The organism is Staphylococcus sp. HMSC62D11 (assembly GCF_001839145.1).
Classification (GTDB): domain Bacteria; phylum Bacillota; class Bacilli; order Staphylococcales; family Staphylococcaceae; genus Staphylococcus; species Staphylococcus lugdunensis.
On the sequence record NZ_KV840185.1, the window covers coordinates 171,891 to 193,444 of the forward strand.

At 30.6% G+C, this 21,554-nt stretch carries 16 protein-coding genes and 1 pseudogene; 11 read left to right on the forward strand and 6 right to left on the reverse strand.

The features are described 5' to 3' along the window. Positions 1 to 365 precede the first annotated feature (365 nt). The 9 genes and pseudogenes from HMPREF3267_RS12465 to HMPREF3267_RS05385 all read left to right on the forward strand — a co-directional run. A pseudogene (locus HMPREF3267_RS12465) lies at positions 366 to 561 on the forward strand (IS5/IS1182 family transposase); the annotation flags it as partial. 293 nt (positions 562 to 854) lie between these two features. Then, a complete protein-coding gene (stsA, locus tag HMPREF3267_RS12470; RefSeq protein WP_103284522.1) occupies positions 855 to 1,007 on the forward strand; it encodes a stapholysin S in 153 nt (50 codons plus the stop codon). A gap of 59 nt (positions 1,008 to 1,066) precedes the next feature. Continuing rightward, entirely contained in the window at positions 1,067 to 1,930 is an 864-nt protein-coding gene (locus HMPREF3267_RS05355) for an ATP-binding cassette domain-containing protein (RefSeq protein ID WP_002492018.1), read from the forward strand. Then, positions 1,927 to 2,661 carry an ABC transporter permease gene (locus tag HMPREF3267_RS05360; protein WP_002460972.1) on the forward strand — a complete coding sequence of 245 codons (735 nt, stop codon included), beginning with the start codon at positions 1,927 to 1,929 and terminating at the stop codon, positions 2,659 to 2,661. Before HMPREF3267_RS05355 ends, HMPREF3267_RS05360 begins: the two co-directional genes overlap by 4 nt. Before the next feature lie 11 nt (positions 2,662 to 2,672). Further along, positions 2,673 to 2,966: an LlsX family protein gene (locus HMPREF3267_RS05365; RefSeq protein ID WP_002479178.1), complete on the forward strand. Its 294-nt coding sequence runs from the start codon at positions 2,673 to 2,675 to the stop codon at positions 2,964 to 2,966. Beyond that, complete coding sequence (locus HMPREF3267_RS05370; protein WP_062078363.1) at positions 2,963 to 3,841, forward strand: SagB family peptide dehydrogenase; 879 nt, start codon at positions 2,963 to 2,965, stop codon at positions 3,839 to 3,841. The genes HMPREF3267_RS05365 and HMPREF3267_RS05370 overlap by 4 nt, the downstream gene beginning before the upstream one ends. 7 nt (positions 3,842 to 3,848) lie before the next feature. Then, positions 3,849 to 4,778 carry a hypothetical protein gene (locus tag HMPREF3267_RS05375; protein ID WP_062078361.1) on the forward strand — a complete coding sequence of 310 codons (930 nt, stop codon included), beginning with the start codon at positions 3,849 to 3,851 and terminating at the stop codon, positions 4,776 to 4,778. Continuing rightward, positions 4,765 to 6,090, forward strand: a complete 1,326-nt coding sequence (locus HMPREF3267_RS05380) for a YcaO-like family protein (RefSeq protein ID WP_062078359.1) — start codon at positions 4,765 to 4,767, stop codon at positions 6,088 to 6,090. Before HMPREF3267_RS05375 ends, HMPREF3267_RS05380 begins: the two co-directional genes overlap by 14 nt. 13 nt (positions 6,091 to 6,103) lie before the next feature. Continuing rightward, the gene (locus tag HMPREF3267_RS05385) at positions 6,104 to 6,679 is read left to right on the forward strand and encodes a CPBP family intramembrane glutamic endopeptidase (protein ID WP_225306488.1); all 576 of its coding nucleotides are present in this window, start codon (positions 6,104 to 6,106) and stop codon (positions 6,677 to 6,679) included. Positions 6,680 to 6,927: 248 nt separating this feature from the next. Here the strand turns inward: HMPREF3267_RS05385 and HMPREF3267_RS05390 are convergent, their stop codons facing one another. The 4 genes from HMPREF3267_RS05390 to HMPREF3267_RS05410 all read right to left on the reverse strand — a co-directional run bounded on the left by HMPREF3267_RS05390 (position 6,928) and on the right by HMPREF3267_RS05410 (position 11,348). Continuing rightward, positions 6,928 to 8,031, reverse strand: coding sequence for a sensor histidine kinase (locus tag HMPREF3267_RS05390; RefSeq protein ID WP_062078357.1), 1,104 nt, complete (start codon positions 8,029 to 8,031; stop codon positions 6,928 to 6,930). Then, the gene (locus HMPREF3267_RS05395; RefSeq protein WP_002460964.1) at positions 8,019 to 8,684 is read right to left on the reverse strand and encodes a response regulator transcription factor; all 666 of its coding nucleotides are present in this window, start codon (positions 8,682 to 8,684) and stop codon (positions 8,019 to 8,021) included. Before HMPREF3267_RS05395 ends, HMPREF3267_RS05390 begins: the two co-directional genes overlap by 13 nt. A gap of 669 nt (positions 8,685 to 9,353) precedes the next feature. Continuing rightward, the gene (locus HMPREF3267_RS05405) at positions 9,354 to 10,469 is read right to left on the reverse strand and encodes an ABC-2 family transporter permease (RefSeq protein ID WP_002479171.1); all 1,116 of its coding nucleotides are present in this window, start codon (positions 10,467 to 10,469) and stop codon (positions 9,354 to 9,356) included. 3 nt (positions 10,470 to 10,472) lie between these two features. Next, a complete protein-coding gene (locus HMPREF3267_RS05410) occupies positions 10,473 to 11,348 on the reverse strand; it encodes an ABC transporter ATP-binding protein (protein ID WP_062078355.1) in 876 nt (291 codons plus the stop codon). A gap of 418 nt (positions 11,349 to 11,766) precedes the next feature. Here HMPREF3267_RS05410 and HMPREF3267_RS05415 point away from each other — a divergent pair, with 418 nt between their 5' ends. Then, on the forward strand, positions 11,767 to 11,982 hold the full coding sequence (locus tag HMPREF3267_RS05415) for a hypothetical protein (protein WP_051575045.1): 216 nt from the start codon (positions 11,767 to 11,769) through the stop codon (positions 11,980 to 11,982). Between the two features lie 310 nt (positions 11,983 to 12,292). Here the strand turns inward: HMPREF3267_RS05415 and ausB are convergent, their stop codons facing one another. After that, a complete protein-coding gene (ausB, locus tag HMPREF3267_RS05420) occupies positions 12,293 to 12,919 on the reverse strand; it encodes an aureusimine biosynthesis 4'-phosphopantetheinyl transferase AusB (RefSeq protein ID WP_062078353.1) in 627 nt (208 codons plus the stop codon). Continuing rightward, positions 12,916 to 20,097 (reverse strand): aureusimine non-ribosomal peptide synthetase AusA, encoded by a 7,182-nt coding sequence (gene ausA, locus HMPREF3267_RS05425; RefSeq protein ID WP_062078351.1) that lies wholly within the window; start codon positions 20,095 to 20,097, stop codon positions 12,916 to 12,918. Before ausA ends, ausB begins: the two co-directional genes overlap by 4 nt. 369 nt (positions 20,098 to 20,466) lie before the next feature. Between ausA and HMPREF3267_RS05430 the strand changes: the two genes are divergently transcribed. Further along, complete coding sequence (locus HMPREF3267_RS05430; RefSeq protein WP_062078349.1) at positions 20,467 to 21,282, forward strand: tandem-type lipoprotein; 816 nt, start codon at positions 20,467 to 20,469, stop codon at positions 21,280 to 21,282. Positions 21,283 to 21,554 lie beyond the last annotated feature (272 nt).

Below are 21,554 nucleotides of genomic sequence, written 5' to 3' on the forward strand. Positions count from 1 at the left end.
CAATTCAGTCAACTACTGCCAATATTTAGTTCATGGGGTTTGGGACATAAATGTCAGAAAAACAGCAGTAAGATTATTTTCAATTAGAAAATATCTTGCTGCTGTTCTCTATTTTCACAATACTTCGTATTGAATGGCTTCACTTTCCTAGGGTACCGTCTCAGCACCCCAACTTGCTTTGCTTGGCGAAATGCTTTTCACATTTCTCTTTGTTGGGGCCCCTGTCTTCGACTGGCACTGTTCCTTCAGGAGTCTCGCCATAAATACTACGTATTAACATGTAATTTTACCTTTGAATGCTTTAAAAATAAGGCACTTTCGTATAATTTAATAAATACCACTAAACTAAATAAACGAGATGCCTTATGTATAAAGCTTATAACATGAATCAACTTACACTATACACTACCAATGGAAACTTCAATACTTATTCTTATAAATAATATTTCTCGATATTTAAATGAAATTGTTGAAACAATCCCAGATAATGAATTCGATGAATTCAAACACCATCGTGGGACTACATCTTATCCCCCTAAAATGATAACGAGCTGTATATTATCTAATACATAAGGGAAAAGACAATTTCTATCAAATAATTTTAATAGAAATTGTCTTTTTTACATTGTTTAAGAACTTAATGTCCCGGACCCGCTTTTTTCTATATACATATCGAACACATAAACACAACTTTGACGGTTGATTAAATCGCATATTAACAAAATTGTAAAATTTACAAAAAATTAATATTTTAAAAATTATAATTTATTGACTTTTTAAAAACCGGATGCTAACTTTTAGTTAAATAAATAGTAATTTTACATTATTTATTATTAGGGAGAAGGAGGTGAAAAATAATGAAAATCAATAACCATTCAATTAATGGATATTCAGACATTAATAGTTCTGAAGCGATGCAATATGCAGGAGGTTGCTGCTCTTGTAGTTGTTCATGTTCTTGTAGCTGTTCATGTTCTTGTACATGTGCCTCAACAGCAGAGCAATAAATCAAAGGTGAAGCTTGGTCTATATAGATCAAGCTTTTCCAAATTTTAAAGGTGAGTATATGGAAAGTTTAATGACTATTAAGGATTTAAAGGTTGATATCAATAATAGAAAAATTCTAAACCTTAATAATAGTACTATAAATATTTATAGTGAAGATAAAATAGCACTGATTGGGAAAAATGGCGCGGGAAAAACGACTTTAATTAATTGTTTATTAAATGAGATAAATTATAGCGGTGTCATTGATAGAAAGATAAGTTCTAAAGATATAGGGATTGTTTTTCAGGAAAATAAGTATGGGGATTTAATAAAAGTACATGAATTAATTTATTTAGCAACAGCTTACAGCAAACGAAGTGAACAATTTAAAGCATTTACAAAAGCTTTCTCTTTAGAACATCTTATAAATAAATTTGTTAAAGATTTATCCTTGGGAGAACAAAAGCGCTTAACTGTAGGATTAGTCTTAAATAAACAAAAAAAGCTATACATATTTGATGAATTAACATCTGGATTAGACTATGAAAAAAGACAAAATTTATTACAGAAAACTAAAGAAATCACCCAAAATAAAGCAGTAATTAAAATTACGCATTACTTTGATGAGGTTGAAAATTGGGCAAATAAATTAATCATATTAGATAAAGGAGAATTATTGTATTACGGGAGTATAGATCAATTTTTCTCAAAATTTTATCACTATGCGCTGATTGAAATAGTGAATCAAGAGTTAGATCATCTAGTTAGAGATGATATTGAAAATATAAATGCTGATGTATATTTTAATGCCAAAATTGTTACCCACAATAAAGAGCAAATGAACGACGTTATTAACATATTAAATGAACGAAAAATAGAATTTAAAATCAACATGCAAAATATATACTCAACATATTTAATCTCAACTTTGGAGGAAATATGATAAATAAAATTTTGTTAAGCATAAAAATGCAATTTAGAGTTCCTATATCAGTGTTCTTTTCATTAATTTTTCCAATCATCATGATGTTAGTTATTATTATGTCTTATGGAAATTTTAGTATAGGAAATGGGAGACACTTTATAGATAAATATTTTTTAATTAGTACGAGTATTGGACTGCTACCGATTGCTTTTATTAGCTTTCCAATTTGGTTAAGTGAAAGCATCGAGAACGACACACTGAAACGATTAAAATATTTTGATGTAAATATTAGTAGTTTAATCGTTTCTAATATTATTTCATACTGCTTCTTAGCGATATTTAGTGTTATTTTAAATATCATTATTGGTAAAGTATTTTTCTCATTAACGCTACCAAACACGCAATATTTTATAGCCTTCTTTTTACAAATTTTTTATAACATTATCGCTCTGTTAATGATAGGAACATTTTTAGCTTTGTTAATAAGAAAGAGTAAGGTTTTATTACCTTTTGGAATGATATTGCTTTTTCTTACTTATATGATTATTGGTGTTTTTGTACAGTATGGGGAACTCCCCAATGTTTTAAAGGAAATAGGAAATTGGATACCAATCAAATATGCTACAAATGATTTTTATTCAATTTGGACAAATGAACGTATGTGGGATGTATCATTTTTAAAATTAAATTCATTGTATATCGTAGTGACGGGTGTTTTAAGTTTATGTATTTATAAGTTTAAGAAATGAGGAGAATAATGATGTTGAAGAGACAAGAAATGCGAGTGATTATTGAAATTTTAGCAGGTATTGTTTTATCTGCCATCATCACAGCCATCTCAATTTCAATAGGTTATTTTATTATCAATAAAAATGGTTATGCGCATTTTGATGTAAATTTATTAGGATTAAATTTATACAAAATACACAATCATGGCGATAGTGGAGAGCCAATTATAACGAATATTATGTTTTTAGGTGTGGCCCTGTCCATATTATTAGTAATCATTATTGAATTGCTTGTAGCAACTAAAAAAAGAGGTAAAAAGCAATGATTAATTATCAGTTAAAGGGAATGTTTAATCAGCATTCGTTATTTAAATTAAATGACGATAATATTGCAAATAATGATAATCGAAATAACTTTGCTCAAATTATTTTAGGGAATCAAGAATCAGAATCTTTAAAGTACTTATTAAATGTAAATCATCAGAGACTTAGCGATTTCAAAAGCATGTTAGCTTATAATGAATCGAATTATGCAGCTTTAGTTAATGAACATCAAATGTTGAATGAAATTAACGATGAAGATACAAGATCACTTCCTAAAAGTGATAAGAAAATAAAAGAATATTTTTATAATGTTTTAAATCACAGAAAAAGTACAAGGGAATTCACATCTTTTGAAATGGCTAGTAAAGAATTATCAACAATACTTAAATTTTCTTTTGGGATAGCGCCTAGAAAAGTGGAATATGGGGATATAAAAACAAGCACGCGATTTTATGCATCGGCAGGTGGGTTATATCCGATTGATATATATCTTTATATCAACAATGTAGAAGATTATGATAAAGGCATTTATTTATACCAACCGATAAGTCACTCATTATTAAAAATTGTGGCTCAAAAGGACATAAACACAGATGATTTATTAGAAGGCAATAATATAGATATCGAAAATTGTAGTTTTTTAGTCTTTTTTGGCTATAATTTTAATTCTAGTTTTTTGAAATACGGGGAATTAGCGTTATTAAATAGTTTGATAGAGATTGGTTGTATGTCGCATAATTTTGATTTAGTCATTACGTCATTAGGCTATACAGGATGCCCAATAGCAGGCTTTAAGAAAAATAATATAGAAAAATTACTTGAATTAGATCATGTTAATGAACATATACTATTTACGAATATATGTGGGAAGGAATAGTTAAGTAATGAAAACGTTTATTAAACCTAAAGATTTGTTTGTCGAAGAAAACAATAGTGAGTATATATTAAAAAAGGGATATTTACATCAACACTCAATAGCTATAGATAAAGAAGAAAGCAGCAAAAATTTTATAGACAATTTCAAAACGTTAATAGCTGAAAATCAAATAGAATTAAATGAAAATGACGATATTATAGAAGATTTTAATAAACTAACGCAATTGAATTTAATACATCAAAAAATCGATACTTTTAATAAAATTTGTATTATTACAGACAAGGCAGCCAAAGCATTTTTTAAAGATCATCTCGATCAAGTTGATGAAATATATGAGTTTAATGAAGTTCTAGAAAGACATGAAATTGAAATCTTGAATAATCAAAAAAATAATTTATCTATAAATGAAGTTGTAAAAAAACAGCAATCAAAGTTTGCAGATATGAATGTTTTTGTTATTTTATCATATGCCAATCAACCTTTTATTAAAGCGTTTAACTTTTTAACAAACTTGTTGGATATGGCATATACACTTGCTTTTTATGATAATGAAAATGTATTTTTCACAAATATTCATCATGGAGAGACGGGTTGTTATGAATGCTTAGAACGACAATTAATTTCTAAGTTTCCTGGTACGATAGAAAATTATTTTGTTCCGGATGCGCAAAATCAAGGCATGTACAATCTCAAATTATACAGTTATATATTAAGTATAATGATAAATGAAATTAATAATATAGAAATTTACGGGGATTCAACGCTAATAGGGAATGTACTCCATTTTTATTTACCCACATATGAATACAACTTTAATTTCAATAAGCGTCAGTCTACTTGTTCTACATGTTCGACGATAAATAATGTTTTGTTTAAAGAGCAAAATATGAAGTCAGCAAATATTTTAAAAAGGGTGTTAGAGAATGATAACCTTTAAAAATAATTTGAATTATAATCTGTATAGACAAAACTTATTAGGTGGAAATGTAGCAGGAATATGGAAAGATAACAGCTTTTTCTTAGGATTAAATTCATATCCAATTATGAATTATCATTATGTGACGGCTCAATTTAATAATTTTGAAAAAAACTTCTTAAGTGAAGATTTCAAAGTGAATTATCATTTGAGTGGTTATGGTATTTATTATAATGAAGCACTAGCGTCATTCTTAGGAGAAAGTTCAGAAAGATATGCCTTTACGCTGTTGTATCAAAATTTAAAAGGCAAAATCATATATGCGTCACATGCACAAATTTCAGAACAACTAAAAAATACAAATAGCTTAGTACTACCTCTAGCATTAATTAATATATATTTTGAGGAAAAAGACGCCAAACATTATATTTATGACGATGACGTCATTCAATGGATTCCACTTAAATCTCTATATCATCCAGATCATGATGTTGTAGTACCTTTACAAATGCTTGTTCTATTTAATAAAACGATATTTAAAGATGAAAAACAGTTTACGAATAGCGGTGTTTCAACCGGTACAGCTAGTCATGAAACATTTGAGAAAAGTTTAACCAATTCTATTATTGAGATTTTACAAATAGATTCATATAATTTGTGGTGGTACGGAGGCATTGAAGGAAAGACGATTTCTGTAAATATTGCTGAAAAACTAAATGAATGGTTTAAACGGCCGAGCATTGTGCACAAATTTCTTGATAATTTCGATGTATCTTTTACTGATATCAGCTTTGATAAACCTATTCATGTTGTTGTCTGTGAGGTTAAATCTAAAGCTAAAGATTTAAGCTTACCTAAATATGTCGTTGGGGTTCAAGGCGATATGAACTTAGAGCAGTGTATCTATAGAAGCTTATTGGAATGTGTTACCGTGTTAGAGTATACAATGACTGAGGTTTGGAATAATACTACACATTTTAAAAATGTCACAGAAAATATTGAAAATCATCCTATTGATAATTTAGATGATAATGTTATGTATTATGCCAAATATGGTTTGAATTTTAATATGCAGAAAAGAAAAAACACCTTCCAAAATACTAAAAACGCCAATGATTTATATGAGATCATTAATGAGTTAAAGCATTTAAGTCATTATGCGTGTTATTTAGATATCACACCTGTGGAATTTTATAATAAAAATTTAGTTGTCGTTAGAACATTTATACCTGAATTATTGACGATAGCCATACCATCATATCCACCTTATCTACATCCAAGATATAAAGAAATAGGAGGAATAATAAATGATATTCCTCATCCTTTGGCATAGTCTGATTGGTTTAATGTTTTTTCTAACTTGTTTTCCAGGTATATTGCTTATTTTCATTAGAAAAGTAGCGTATTTTAAATACCTAACTGAATTTTACAAGTACATTTTGGTACTTATTGTCGTACTGTTAATAGATACGTGTTTATTTTTAAGTAATACAAATATTTACTTATGTGTATCTGTTATTATCATTACACCAGTAATCGTTTATATTACAGAAAAATCATTACTGTTTAACAAAAATTTGTTCGACTTTTATAACAAAAACAGCAAATTTATTTTAAGTGTGTTACTTGCTTACCCAATACTAGAAGAATTAAATTTCCGATACTTCTTGTATTATTTCAGCTTGATATATCATTATCATTTTATTCAGTACATCATCTTATCAGTACTAACCTTTGTGTTCTCTCATTTTCTATATCAAGGAAAGTCTTCCATAGTAAAAATCTTTTTTGCTACAATACAAGCAATGATTTATTTGTATTTTAGAGATATTTTTATCAATATTATTATTCATATGATGTTTAATATATTAGTGTTCAGTAGCCAAATGAAGAAATTAAATCATTCAAGAATAATAAAGTAATAGGGAAGATTCTCCGCTAAAAAATGACATCTTGCCAGAATGGATTGATATAAGCGGTCTCTTAGGTATAAACACTTAAAAAATCCCCTCATGACTTTCAAGCGTGAGGGGATTTCGTGTTATAAGTCTAAAATATATAATCGAGGGTTTGTTAAATATCCTTTGAGCTAATATTTTTCAGTGACCTTCGTTAAAAAATGAACATAAAGCAGCATAAAATACGTCGTCGTTGTAACTAACTTGTTCTGTCACGTCATTTTAGATATATCCACGATAAAACTAACTTTAGCTTTATTTTCAATGTTTTCTAGAATGATTTCACTATTATATTGTTTAATAACTTCATTAGCAAAATACAAGCCTATTCCTGAGCCATTTGATGCTTTACCTTTAACGCCCCATTCTTTAGCAAATTTTAGTTCATCTTCTGTAAATTGTTTACCGTCATTAATAACTGAGAACTGCAATAAACGTTGATCGATGCATTTGAAGTTTATACTAATTTCTTTGTTAGCATATTTCAAAGCGTTATTAATTAAGTTATCTATCACATGATATAGAATTTGATTATTTAAAAATATATGATTATGAAGTAATTTATTGTCTACTTGTATGTCCATCGTTTTATCTTTCAAAATATATTTATTATTATAGCTTTCATTGATAGTTGAGATAACCTTTTCAATATTAATTTTGTCTGAATGATTAGGTAATAACTTTACATTATTAATGTGAATTTTTATTTGATTATTAATGCGTTCAAGAGCGTTCAAGATTACTTTAGTTTCACTATTGATTTTGGATTTAATTTCTTGATTAGGCAGTTCTGAATTATTTATCTTTTTTAAAAGTTCAATGTGACCCTGCATGACAGTTAAAGGTGTTTTTAAGTCGTGTTCAAAGATTTCTAGCTTCTTTTTGAAATTGTTTTGAATCGTTAACTGATCCGCTATTCTTTTTTTAAGAAACGTATTAATGTTCTGTACTTCGTTAATCACATCATTAAATTCTTTAATATTTGTGGTTGTAACTTTCAAATCGATATCGTCGCTTTTTAAACTTTTAATAATATGATTTAAATAATCAATGTTTCTTGATAAATGCTTTTTATAAAAAAAACGGGTGAGCATATAAATAACTATTAGTGGAATAAATAAATTGATACAAATACTAGATATCGTAAAAAGGTAATGCGGTTGATGCCAGAAATCATGATATAGAGACTGTCCTATATTTGAAAATTCAAGTATATTAAGCAATAATTGTAAGACAAAAATAACGACTATACTGATGATCACAACTGATATATTTAGACGATGTAATTTTGTTTTGATACTTTCTATTCTAGCCATTTATACCCAACTCCCCACTTTGTATCTATATATTCAAAGTCACTATATTGATGCAACTTTTTCCTTATTTTTCGAATGTGTTCTGAGACAACCTGGGTATTACCTATTTTATTAAAATTAATAGAGTCATAAATTTGATCTTTGCTAAAATAAAAATTAGAATTCAAAGATAGCAGTTTTATGATTTCAAATTCTGTTCTCGTAATATCTAATAAATGGTCTCCCGCATATACGCTAAAGGTATCATAATTAATAATGAGATCTTTAGTTTTTTTAATATTTTTATTTTTGGAATAGCTATTATTTTGAGTTAAAATATTTTCAATCCTTACTATTAATTCTTCCATGTAAAATGGTTTGGCAATATAATCTTTGGCACCTAAAGAAAAACACTTAAGTCTTGTATCAAGGTTATCTTTAGCGGTCAAAAAAATAATAGGAATATTACTCTGACTAAGTGATTGAGCTACTTCAAAGCCATCAGAATAGGGCATTTTAATATCTAATATAATTAAGTGAATATGCTCATTTATTTTTTCCAAAGCTTCACGCCCATTATATGCGACAGTGGTCTTAAACCCCTCTAATTTAAGACTTTCTTGAATAAAAGAGACAATATTTTCCTCATCATCTACAATCATAATATTATACATAAGTTATCACCTTATATCGGATTATTAAAAGAAATTATTACCTATAATTAATGTACTATAAAACACAATCGCATATCTAAAAACAATTAAATTTTTACTTTTTTTGTGATATAAATCGTTATTATTGAAACTAGTATGCTAATTGAAAATTGTATTAATTTGAAATAAAACGGAAAGCCAAAGGTCTCAGAAAATAAATACATAAAACTCATATTCTTAAACCCTAGACATAATAAGAAATAAACTAAGCCAAACATATAACCAATCAAGGCATTTTTACTAATCATACTTATGAACAAACTTAACGAACCAATGAACATTGTATTTGTCAGTGCTATGAATATATCTTGTATAAATACAACATTAGAGTTACATATTTTAAAAGTTACTAAACCTATTAAAATCAGCAATATAGTGAACACAATTGTTAAAAACAGGCGTAATAACAATAAAAATCTATAATGATATCGTTTTGAGTTAATGATTAAAATCGTATTACGGGTATTATCAATTGCATATATTGTGGTAAATAAAATAATCCCAAGAAGTGTAAAAATAAGTTCAATGAATTGTGTTATTCTGTCATGGGTTAGATTGCCCACACCAAACATAAATAAACTACAAATAAAAAATATCACGCAACCAAGATAAAGCTTTGAAAGGTTAGTTTTAATTTCTAAGAAGAGTAATTTTTCCACTTCTAGTTAGCCCCTTTCTTTTTAAGTCAAATAGCCAAACACTAATTAAAAGCAAAAGAATGGCTATGAAACAATAGCTGATTCTATTAATAAGAATGTCATTTAAATGATTATAAAAGAATGAAGTATTGAAAAGTGAATTATGTCTAGGAATGAGTAAACTGCCATAATGACCTTCAACATAATTAGAACCTATATTCAAATTAATAAACCAAATGATTATTTGAATCAGGGAACCTAAATAAGAATTAAAAATCATAGTAATCAATAGTCCTAAAATAGATGCTACTAATAGAGTGGGGGTAGTCCACATAAATAAAATTTCATAAAATATAAAAATTGCCTTAATTGAAATAGGGTGAACAACCGACAAACTAATTAGGAAATAAACAGAGAATAATAGTATTGGTAAAAATGACAATATGATTAATGCCAGTACGCGTGTTAGGATTAATTTAAATGACGATATGTTTCTAGAATTTATTGTTTTAAATACATGATTCTTTCTATCTAAAAGATAAATATGAGCACCTAAAAAGAATGGGAGTATTCCTATTATTACTCCTGCAATATCAGAAAGATATCTGCTATATGCCCCGAAATAAATGTCTTTGTTTTTGATCATCTTCTTCTCCATTGAAAAATCTTCTTTACTCATTTGTTTAGTCCCAAATAAATATAAATTTTTTTCGGAATAATTAGATCCCCATCCTATTTCATGAGAAACCTTGTTAGAGTAGTATTTGAATCTCTTAAAATCTTTAGAATTTTCCATGTTTTTTATAGAGGTTTTGATTTTATCTAATTTATCTTTATTTAATTTCTTTTGTTTCAAGAAGCCAAACTGATACACTTTGAAGTTATTGCTGTGTAACTCTTTTTTTAAGTTATCTATCGCATTTTTCATGATTACTTTATTATTTGTAGTGTAAGTAGTCATAGATTTTGGTTGATAAATATCAGAGTTAATATTTTTATCAATCACTTGGTTACAGTTAACAAATACGAAAAAAATAACTAGAATACAATAAAAAATAAAAATTTTACTAAAAAGTAGTTTCTTTATTTCTATCAAGAATAGATTCATCGTTTACCCTCCTTGATTCATTTTTAAAAAATACATATAAGCATCTTCAAAGTCTTGTTTAACTTTTCTAGTTCCTTCAAGATTTGATTCTGATACAAATCTGACTTTTAGTAGATGCTCATATTCTTGTATTTTTGTAATAAAAATATTATTTTTTTTCAGTTGATTTAATTTTGAAGGGGAGATAGTAATCTCATAAACTTTATTGTCACTAAGCTCAATTAAATTCTTAATCGATCCTTTATAAGCGATTACTCCTTTGTCTAGGATAGCGATATTTTCACAGGTTGATTCAATATCACTCACTATATGAGTAGAAATGATGACAATTTTATCTTTAGCTAGATTGGATAATAAATGACGCAAACGTACCCTTTCTTCAGGATCAAGTCCTGCTGTAGGTTCATCTACTATAAGCACCTGTGGATTGTGAATAATTGCTTGCGCGATACCTAATCTTTTTTTCATACCTCCTGATAAACTTTTAACTTTTTTATTTTGATGTTCTACAAGATTAACTTTTTCTAATGATGCAGCAACGTTTATTTTTAAATTGGCTTTAGGAATTCCAGATAAAAATCCTAAGTAATACAATGTTTCTTTTACTTTCATATTCGGATAAAAATCAAAATCTTGAGGTAAGTAACCGATCATTTTTCTAATTTGTTTCGTTTGAGTTAAAGAAATATTATTAATTTCTATAGTTCCACTACTTTGTTGAAGAATGGTTGAAAGCATATTCATTAAAGTCGATTTACCAGATCCATTTCTCCCTAAAATCCCAAACATACCATTATTGATTTCAAGGTTAATATTTTTAAGTGCATACGTTTTACGGTCATATGTTTTATTTACATCTTTAATCACTATATTGTTCAATATGAGCGCCTCCTTTAACTTCAAGTTATCAAAAAGAAATCAAGAAAATATCAATAATATGAATGTCACAAAAAAGACACTTATGAATACTTGGGCAAAATAAGCAAAAATGAAAAATAATTGATACGCTCAGATTGAGGTGATTGAATGTATTATGAAAAAAGTGGGAAAGAAGCATATTTTAAAAACAAAGTTAAAGGGATCATTAAGAAAACTGTAGCATTAGATATTACAAACATTCATTTGGAGACCAGATAACTGGCTGTGTTTAAGCGGTTATTAAAACAGAAAGTTGGATTAATCAACAAGTGAAAGAATATACTGAGCTACTGCTTAGATATGAGTAAATTCACGAGATTATGGATAGTGAATGATTTTATTATATTGTTTATGTGATTTATATAGGGGTAATTTTTTAATGAATAATAATATAGTTGGAGACATTAAATTACTTGAGAATAACAAAGGCACTGCACTCAGAGCGAACTGGGAAAAATGTGCTGAACTTGGTGGTGGAATTGCTAATGGTGTTGGTTACGGAGCTATTGGTGCAACACCCGTCAGTGTAGGAACTGGATCTGCGATAGGTGTTGTGTCTGGAGAAATGGGAGGAGCTACTAGTTGTTTCGATTAAAAAAAGTAAATCAATTTTATTGATGATTTTTGGTATTCTTTTAGCATGTTTTACATTGCCATTTATCATTGGGGTATTTTCTTTGTTCTTTATTTTTCCACCGTTATTTTTATTATTTTTGAATTTGTTTGTATTTAATGAAGAAAAATAAATTAAATATGAGAAATCTAATTATTTGTTAGGATTTGAACTATATATTGGCAGTAGCTGACTGGATTGAAAATACGCTTAGGCCATGTTTTTTCAATCCTAGTCAACCTTGCCAGAGCGGGACTACGAATTCATTGTGAATTCTGTCCCGCTCCTGTCATTAAAATAATTGTTTTAAAGGCACATCTACTATTTCGAATGGATGATTGCTACTTATATGACAGAGTTGAATGATACAGTTGTCTATAAGATGTTGTTTGAACTTTATGGTGTGGTGCTGATAGTATAATGGTTTTGTCACATCGTAATATGCTAATCCTCGTATTAGACCTTCTCCTATCATTTTTGAATAACTTTCTTTTTTGGTCCAAATTGTATAGAAGTCTTCAAGTGTTTGTATTTGATTGAATTCGTTTGTTGAAAACTGTTTGGCGATGTTTAAATCATCCATGCCTTTTATTTCTTCAATATCTGCACCTATAGGCAAATAGTCTATTGCGCAGATAATATAAGGGAAACTGTATGAAAGATTCACATAGATGTCGATTGGGCTTGCAATTTTGACGTGTCCATTAGGCTGGATATCATATGACCATTGGCTTGGCATGAGTCCATGGGTGTGTTCGATGCTGTATTGTATCAATAAGTCGCCTATACGATGCATCCATTTATCCTTAGAAAAACGATATGTTAGACGTTCGGGCTTTTTCAATTGTCGATGACTTTGAGACATCCAGTGCGCAATGTCTTTATAAGTATGGTTCATTTGGGTAATAAATAATTTCATCTATGGTATTCTTTACATTCAAATTTTTCATTGAGTAGTTCCCGCCATTGATATAACCAATGTTGTGTAACTTTAGGCCATACTTCGTCTAAATCTCTAAGCAAATTTTGAGTCATTGATGACTGGGTGACACCAGTTATTTGGTTGGATGCTTGACTATTTAATCCAATTACTTCATGCATGTTTAATTCATGTAAGGCTTTATCAAATTCCTCATCATTGATCAGTGGCAAGTCGGTATCTTTTGTTTCTTCTAACACGTTTTTCATTGTGAGTACATGTGGTGAATAGACGTGATAGATGATAGGTGTGGCATTTGAAATTGCTAATGTCACGATATCTCTTGCAGTGATATCAATAAATGAAAATTCAATTTCTGTTTGTGAAAAACTGTCACCGATAAATGGTAATTTTAATAAATCATTCATAACGATTGAGAAACGATTTGTTGTTAAATTTTTCATATTTAGTTTTCCAGTATATGCGCTTGTTAAGTTGCCTAATCGCATGATTTGAGCATCTAAACCAGCTTCTATTGCTTCTAACACTTTGATTTCGCTATAGAATTTACTTTTTGTGTAAGGAGATGTGAATAGCTGACCTTTATATAAATCTTGTTCTGAAAAAGTATAATCCTCGGCATGGGAGTCAAATACTGTTCCTACACTAATTGTTGAAATGTAAATAAATCGCGCTTTATGTGTTTCAGCAAGTGTTAATAAATCTTCTGTACTTTTCACATTTACGTTGATAAATGCCTCATCATCTCCAAAATGATCTGTCCGTGCACCTGCATGAATAATGGTGTCAATATGACTTGTGATGTTTAATATATCTAAGTTGGAGAATTCACCTAATACGACTTCAACACGTATCATTAAGTCAGCAACATGTGCAGGATCAAAATAGCAACTTAAGTTTTCTTCTACTAATTGACGTGCGTCTTTCTTATTCTGTCCTCTCACTACGCAAGTAATTTTATCAGTATAACCGGTTAATTCATTAATTAAATATGCGCCTAAGAAACCTGTTGCGCCTGTTAATAACACATGACCTAGATGTCTTACTATCATTGGTTTTGAACGCATTTGATAGCGTTGTTTGATTAATGACTGTAATTGAGGTAAGTGATCCGGTAAAGTAACGCACGATTCGTCACTTTGTTGTTCTAAGTGTGCTGACAAATGACGGATTGTCTTATATTGATAAATATCTTGCATAGTAAGATGAATATGTTTCCTTTTAAGTTTAGAAATAAGGACCATAGTATCTAAGGAACTGCCTCCTAATTTAAAGAAGTCATCATCTATGCCTATCTCAGAAATATCTAGTATTTCTGCCATGATTGAGGCGAAAATTTGCTCGGTGTCATTTCTTGGTGGCTCAAATTGATGGTGATGCATTTCAGGATTTGGTAGCTTAGATTCATCAACTTTATCGTTACTTGTTAATGGAATTTCATCAATGGCAGTGAATGTATTAGGAATCATGTATTTTGGCAAGTATTGAGTTAATTGTTTAAGTAGATGCGATGCTATATCATGATTACCCACATAGTAGGCGTGTAATAAATCATGGCCGCCTTGTTGACGAATGATTACTACACTATCATCGACACCATCTAGCGCATTGATTACATTTTCGATTTCTTCTAATTCGATTCTATAACCATTGACTTTAACTTGTTTATCGATACGACCTAAAAATTCAATGTTGCCATCAGGAGTAAATCGTGCTAAATCACCACTTCTATATAGTTTTCCTGTACCAAAAGGATTGTCTATAAATGCTTGAGCGTTCAGTTCAGGTTGATTAAGGTAGCCTGCAGCTAGACTGTCTCCTGCAATACATAATTCTCCTGCGATACCGATGCCACATAATTGCATCTCAGAAACGATATAAACTTGAATGTTAGCTAAAGGCTGCCCGATTGGTATGGTTGATGGTATTGGGTCTCCTTTAGCGTGTGACCAAGTTGTTGTTACAACGGTTGATTCAGAAGGACCATAAGCGTTGTAATACGTATCGCAATGTTTGGCAATGTGCTGTACAAATGAAGGTGTACTTGTAGCGCCACCAGTAATAATTTTAGGAATGTAAAATTGATGCATCACATTTAATACTTGAAGTGGTATGGATGCTACCGTTATTGCTTCCTTTGTAATCAGTTGTTCTAACAGCTCGGTATTAGTACGTTCATTTTTATTTGCAATAACAAGTGTGTGCCCATTTAATAAGCTAGAGTAAATATCCATGGCAGATGCATCAAAGACATAATTTGAATATTGAATAATTGTTTCATGTTCTGAGAGCTCAAGTCGATCTGTCCATGCGTTTACTAAATTAAGTATATTGCTTTGTTGAATGGACACACCTTTAGGCATACCTGTGGTTCCTGACGTATAGATACAATATATTTCATCTTCTAGACTGCCCGCATACTCAGAAAATGGACGTTTGTTATTATTTGTCAGCTCTAAAGTTTCAAGCGCAATGGTTGGTATATTCATGTGTATATCTTTGCCATATGTGATAACGGCAGATGCTTGGGCATCTTTAATCATATAATCGATACGTTTATCTGGATGTGCCACATCAATTGGAACATATGAGGCACCAACCTTGATCGCAGCCACCATGCTAATAATCATTTCAAAGCTGCGTTCAGTGAGTAATGCGATACGGTCCCCAGATTGAACGCCGTTTACCGTTAATTCATATGCGAGTTGATTAGCATAGGCATCTAATGTTTGATAGGTCATTGATTGGCCATTCATTCTAAGTGCTACATCTTCACTATGTTGCTTCACAACACGGTTAAAGCGCTGTTGAACCGTTTCATGGGTTGTATCGTCTCGTGTATAACAATTAACGTTTGTGTTTATCCAATCTAAGATATGTGGATCTTCTTGTATCTCTTTAATTTTTGGATTTGAAGTAGTAATCACATGTTTGAAAATATTTTCAAGTTGTTGTGCCATCAATTGAATGGTTGCTTTACTATATAAATCAGTATTGTACTCAATGTTCACGGTATAGTCGTTATAATCTTCCTCGATAATAAAGGATAGATCAAACTTTGCTGTCGTGGATTGAGGTGGTATATGTGTCAAGCGACTATGACCAAAGTTAGCGTGATTTGTCTCATTATTTTGAAGCACAAGCATCACATCAAATAATGGGTTACGCGAAGGATCTCGGTCGCCAACTAAATCATTGACTAGGCTTTCGAATGGATATTCTTGCTGTTCATAAGCAGCTAAACTTGTCTCTTTCATTTCAGAAATAAATTGTTCCCAAGGCTTGTCATTTGTCGGTTGTCCACGATATACGAGTGTGTTGGCAAACATTCCTAGCATATTCTCAGTATTTCGATGTGTTCGTGAGCTAATCACGCTACCAATAACAAGGTCGTCTTGTCGTGTATATTTATGAAGCAGCACCATAATTGCGCTCGCAAAGAACATAAAATCAGTAATTTGATGTTGTTCAACATAAGACTTGAGTTGTGATTTGAATGTTTGGTCATAATGAAATGTCATCATATGGCCATGTGTCGTTTTAATGCTTGGTCTAGGATAATCTGTTGGCATATTTAATACAGGTACACCATCTTCAAATTGTTCAAGCCAATAATGGCGTTGTGTTGATAAATCACGTTGTGCCATCCACTCACTATAGTCTCTATATTGTAATGACAATTGAGGTAAAGATTTATTTTGATATAGCGCATTCAAATCTGCTAATAAAATTGTATTACTCATGCCATCGTTGATACTGTGATGCGTATCAATAAATAAATAGTGATGTTCAGGAGAGTGAATATATTTCATGCGTATTTGGCTTGGTTTTTCCAAGTTGAAAGGATGCGTATAGGCATGAATGATATCTTGTTCATCCGTTAAATCTGTAGTTACTTCCTCAAAGTCCGGAATAACATCTTTCGCAATGCGTTGTTTAACTTCATTATAATCAATGATGTATTGAGTACGTAATATTTCATGGCGCTGAATTAATTGTGACAAGCTACGTTGCAATTGATCGACATTTAATTCTGAAGTAAGGCGCCATAAAAATGGGATGTTATATACGGTATCTTTTGGATTTACACTCCATAATAAATACATACTTTTTTGAACAGCACTTAATTCGTATTGCGTATCTTCTGAAGCTTTAGGAATCACTTCATAGTGTTCATTTTGAGTCTCTTTAAGCTGTTGACTAAGGGCTTTAACAGTAGGAGACTTCATAATATCTCCAACTTTAAGGCGCTTTTGAAGTTGTTCTTCAATACGATTAACCACTAATGTCGCTCTCAATGAGTGACCACCCAGTTCAAAGAAATTGTCTTTAATACCTACGCGATCAACATGTAAAATTTCTTCAAATATGCGGCAAAGGACGCGTTCAAGTTCATTACGTGGCGCAACATAATTGGATTCATCAATCATATCAATATCTGGTAAAGCACGTGTGTCTAACTTACCATTGATTGTAATAGGAATTTTGTCTATTTTCATAAAATGAACTGGAATCATATAATTAGGTAGCGTGTGACTTAATAACTTCTTCAATGTGCTTGTTGATTGTGGTTGAGAAGCCTCATAATATGCCACAATTTGTTTATCACGATCTTGCTCATGTTCATGCACAACGACGACAGCTTTATTAATATCGCGTATCGCTTCGATTGCTTTTTCAATTTCTGATAATTCGATTCTGAAACCACGAATTTTCACTTGCTTATCGATACGACTAATGTAGTCGATATTACCATCTTCTTGTAGACGAACTAAGTCACCACTTTTATAAATCGCTTCCCCATTTAATGGAGATTTAACAAAGCTCTGTTGCGTTTGCTCAGGTTGATTCAAATAACCTTTTGCTAAACCTGAACCACCAATACATAATTCCCCAGGCACACCTACACCACATAATCGTTGACCTTGGATGACATAGACAGTCGTTCCATTAATCGGACTACCAATTGGAATACGTGCAGGCAATTTTGGTGGAATAGCATAAGTGGTCGTAAACGTTGTATTTTCAGTTGGACCATAACCATTGATTATTTGTGGGTGTCGTGCACGTGAATTCAATAGGTTTACCCATTTAGCATTCAACACTTCTCCACCGATAAGTAAATATTTGAGAGATTCTAACACTTCGATACGCTCACTGGCAATTTGATTGAAAAGTGATGAAGTTAACCACATCGTATTGACCTGCTTATCTGCAATGGTTTGGCCCAATTGCTTAGAATCAAGTAAAGTATCTTTTGATGTGATAATTAAGCGACCACCATTTAATAAAGCTCCGTAAATTTCAAAGGTTGCAGCATCAAAGGCAATCGTTCCTGATAATAAAATCACCGTATCATCGTTAAGTTCAACATAGTTAGGTTGGTGAACTAGGCGATCGATACCTCTATGTGCGATGACAGTTCCCTTAGGTTTACCGGTTGTTCCAGAAGTATAGATGACATAGGCAGTGTCTTCTGGTGTATTAATGTGTGGCAGATTATCAATATACGTGCATTCATCCCAATTGATTTCCTCCATTTTGATAAGAGGTAAGTCTGACTGCAGTGTTATATGATATGTGATTATCGCTTTAGGCATCGCATCTTTAAGGATATAGTGTGTTCTTTCTTGTGGATAGTCTGGATCAATAGGCAGATAGCCAGCACCAGATTTTAGAATACCTAATATAGCTACAATCATTTCCATACTGCGTTCCATAATTAAAGCGACCGTATCATTTGGTTGAATGCCATAAGTCGTTCTCAATAAGTGTGCAATGTAATTGGCTTGTTGATTTAACTGACGGTATGTCATAGATTGCTGTTCAAATTGTAAGGCGATTGCATCAGGATGTTGATTAACTTGATATTCGAAGCGGCTCATTACAGTTTGATAAGCATCATTACCATTCAGTTGGGTCATACTATGACTATTTATTCTTTCGTATAATTGTAAGTCAGTTTGATCATTTAATTGAATCTCTTGTACTAACATAGTTGGTTGATTTACAGATTGCATATAAATGGTTGTAATTAAACGGCGTAATGTTTGAATCGTTAAATCATCATAGGCATTTGCATCGTAAACTAAGTCAAAACCACCATTTGCGAGTGGATAGATTTCAATATTCGCTAATGAAGATTTATTGTTGTACAAACGATGTACCTCATGTGAAACTTGATGAAGTTCAAAGTCGGCAACAACTGGTGTTACATGAAACATACTTTCTAATTCCATGACGTCAGCATTTGCTTCTGTAATGAATGACGCACCATGGTTTTGTAATGAATGAATTGCGGATGTCCAAGCTGTTAACAGACTGTCTACGGATGCGTGTTGGTCAATGTATAAACATACTGGGGACACATTTGAATTCGGTACCATCAACAACTCTGATTGTTTATTCGCTACTGGGAAGTGGATGTTCAATGCCACTTCGTTTGATTGACTCATAAAGTGATGTGCCAAATATGTGCTAACAGCTAATCGATGGATATCAAATGATGAGAGTTGTGTACGTACATAGCGCATCTCTTTTTTATCAGAGACATTTTTTACAGGCATATAGGCATAATTTTCATTATCTGCATGAAGTACTTTAAATTGATTAAAGTCTTTTGGTGCATTTGGATTGCATGCTTTTTCGTTTATCTTTTGTACCGTCATATAGAATTGAGATATTCCAGCATGCTGATTGAGTGAATGTTTGTAAGCCTTATTTAATTCTGATAAAAATATTTGTAATTGGTTATCGTTAAAAATCATAGAATGGAAATCTAAAAGTAAGTATGCTTCATCAAGAAATTGATAAATTGTAAAGTTAAATTGAGGTAATTGATTTAAATAGTATGAATTCAATTTTTGTTGGAAGAAACTTTCGATATCAATATTTTTGGAATAGTCATCGAAAGCTTTTAATTCAATAAACGGGAAAAATTCTCGAATGCTTACACATAAATCATCCGAATCATCAATATTGAATTGTGATCTTAATACAGGTTGGTGTTGTACGACATTTAATAATGCATACATCAGTTGATGACAATCAATACGGGTATCCAATTTTACCCAATATGTCATCCGATGTGTTGAGGATGATTGTTTTAAATATTTAAGATAAAAATACTTTTGAAAATTCAATAGTTGTTTGTTCATTTAAGTCCTTCTTTCATATTCATTCTTTAATAAACATAATTAAGCATTCACATCTTCTTGTCTAGACAGTCTATATCATAATACATTTACCTACATAAAAACAATTACCTAATTAAAAAATTTATAAAATCTTAATAAAAGCTTTTTAAAAAATTAATTATGATAATCTCAGTAAGGTTTGATAGTATTCGTATTTTTAATAATTGAATATTAAAACATATTTATTTAAAACGTAGTAGTTCAGACTACATTTGTATTGTTATAGGTGCACTTTTATGTTAAATACGCATTATATAAAAATTAAAATAGATTACATAAATATTGTTTGGTACTATAAAAGAGAAATTAATGTAAAAAAGGGGTGGAAGGATGAAATATTTAAAGAGATTAAGTCTGAGTATCGTTTTTTTACTGTTAATATTTTGTATTAGTGGATGTGGAAGCAGCCAAAAAGAAAATACTAAAACAGAAAGTAGTAAAAAAGAGCTTAGCAGAGAGGCACAAATCAAACAAAGCTTTAATAAGACATTAAAGCTATATCCTACGAAGAATCTCGATGATTTTTACGATAAAGAAGGTTTTCGAGATCAAGAATTTGATAAAGGCGATAAGGGGACGTGGATTATTAGTTCTGAAATGACTATTCAACACAAAGATGAGAGTTTGAAGTCAAGAGGGATGACTCTATATGTAAATAGAAATACTAGAACAACAAAAGGTAATTTTATTGTTAGAGAAATAACAGAGGACAGTAAAGGCTATACACATAGTAAAGATAAAAAATATCCAGTGAAAATGGAACATAATAAAATTATTCCAACGAAGCCAATACATGACGACAAGTTAAAAAAAGAAATCGAAAACTTTAAATTTTTTGTACAATATGGCAAATTTAAAGATTTGAATGATTACAAAGGTGGAGATATTTCATACAATCCAAATGTACCGAGTTATTCCGCCAAATATCAGTTAAGTAATGATGATTATAATGTACAACAGTTAAGAAAACGATATAATATCCCAACGAAACAAGCGCCGAAACTACTGTTGAAAGGTGATGGCGACTTGAAAGGGTCATCTGTAGGGCATAAAAACCTAGAATTCACTTTTGTAGAAAATCAAGAAGAAAATATCTTTTTTACAGATAGTATTAATTTCAAACCTACTGAGCGTGATGAATCATGAGCAAAACTGAATATCCAACATTAACAGAAAATTAATAAGTAATTCTGAAGAAACAAATAGTGTATCAAAACTGAATATTGATTAGAAGCGTGTCATAAATGATGCGCTTTTTGTGCAATATAATTATAAATAAATCATACAAAAACAAATTAAATTGATTGCTTATGAATTGATTGCTAACATGAAAGAGAAATTAGTATCATAAAATCAAATTTTATAAATATATCATATGTTGAGAAAAATATAAGGATGTGAAGAGATGCGACAGTCAA